This window comes from Streptomyces sp. NPDC056296 (genome assembly GCF_042268605.1).
Classification (GTDB): domain Bacteria; phylum Actinomycetota; class Actinomycetes; order Streptomycetales; family Streptomycetaceae; genus Streptomyces.
Genome location: NZ_JBHJRX010000150.1, coordinates 1 through 1,390 on the forward strand (window position 1 = coordinate 1; position 1,390 = coordinate 1,390).

Below are 1,390 nucleotides of genomic sequence, written 5' to 3' on the forward strand. Positions count from 1 at the left end.
CTCTACTCGGTGCCCTGGAAACTGATCGGCAAGAAGGTCGACGTCCGCTCCACCCAAGCGTTCGTCCAGGTCTTCCACGAGGGCGAACTCGTCAAGACCCATGTGGCGCTTGAGCAGGGAAAACGCACCCACAACAGCGACTACCCGCCGGAGAAGATCGCGTTCCATATGCGGACCCCGCAGTGGTGCCGCACCCAGTCCGTCCAGGTCGGCACCGCCTGCAAGGAGGTAATCGACGGGCTGCTGGAGGTGAACGCGCTCTATCGGCTCCGCGCCGCCCAGGGCGTCCTCGGTCTGCGCAAGAAATACGGCGACAGCAGGCTGGAGGCTGCCTGCGCGAAGGCGATTACGGTCGGCGACCCGTCCTATCGCACCATCAAGGGCATCCTCGTCGCCGGCACCGAGACCGAACCCGATCCCGAAACCTCCGGCGACGGCGGAGCCGCCGCGTTCCTGCACGGACCAACCAGGCTCTTCTCGACCGCTATGACCCCCGGCATGACGAACGACGACCGTGATGACCACCGTCACGACGAAGGAGTGGCGTGATGAGCATCATGGACACCGCCCTGCGCGACGCGCTTCGCGCCCTGAAGCTCTCGGGCATGCTGGAAACCCTCGACGCCCGCCTCGCGCAGGCCCACGGCGGCGAGCTCGGGCACCTGGAATTCCTCCAGACGCTCTGCCAGGATGAGATCACCCGCCGCGAGGCCGTTGCCTTCCAACGGCGCATGCACCGGGCGAAGTTCGAGCAGCAGGTCACCCTGGAGGAGTTCGACTTCGCAGCTTCTCCGAAGCTGCCCGCAGCCCAGATCCGCGACCTCGCCGCCCTGCGCTGGCTGCACACCGGCGAGTCCGTAATTTTGTTCGGTCCGGTCGGCGTCGGGAAAACACACGTCGCTCAGGCACTCGGGCATCTCTCCATCCGCCAGGGCGCGAACGTCCGCTTCGCCAAGACCAGCCGGGTCCTCGCGGACCTGGCCGGCGGCCACGCCGACCGCACCTGGGACCGCAGGTTGCGCGAGCTGGTACGTCCCGACGTGCTCATCCTCGACGACTTCGCGATGCGCCAGCTCACCGCGGCCCAGGCCGACGACCTCTACGAGCTGGTCTCCGAGCGCCAAGGCCGGTCGCTGATCCTGACGAGCAACAGGGCGCCGAGCGACTGGTATCCGCTCTTCCCCAACCCCGTCGTTGCCGAGTCGCTCCTGGACCGGCTGATCAACACCAGCCACCAAGTCATCATGAACGGCCCCAGCTACCGGCCCAACAAGCGCCCGAGAGGAGGCTCCGACAAGACAGGCAAGCCCTCGATCAAGTAGACATGGACGAGGTCAGGACCTGGGGAATTACGTGACGCCGGGCCCGGGGAATTACGTGATCGTTCACA

Annotated in this window: 1 protein-coding gene and 1 pseudogene; both read left to right on the plus strand. The window is 66.3% G+C overall.

Annotated elements, in window-relative coordinates:
• Window positions 1-549, plus strand: a pseudogene (locus ACFCZF_RS40875) (IS21 family transposase); the annotation flags it as partial.
• Complete coding sequence (gene istB, locus ACFCZF_RS40880) at window positions 549-1,322, plus strand: IS21-like element helper ATPase IstB (RefSeq protein WP_376675993.1); 774 nt, start codon at window positions 549-551, stop codon at window positions 1,320-1,322. The pseudogene ACFCZF_RS40875 and the gene istB, both read left to right, overlap by 1 nt.
• Window positions 1,323-1,390: the final 68 nt, after the last annotated feature.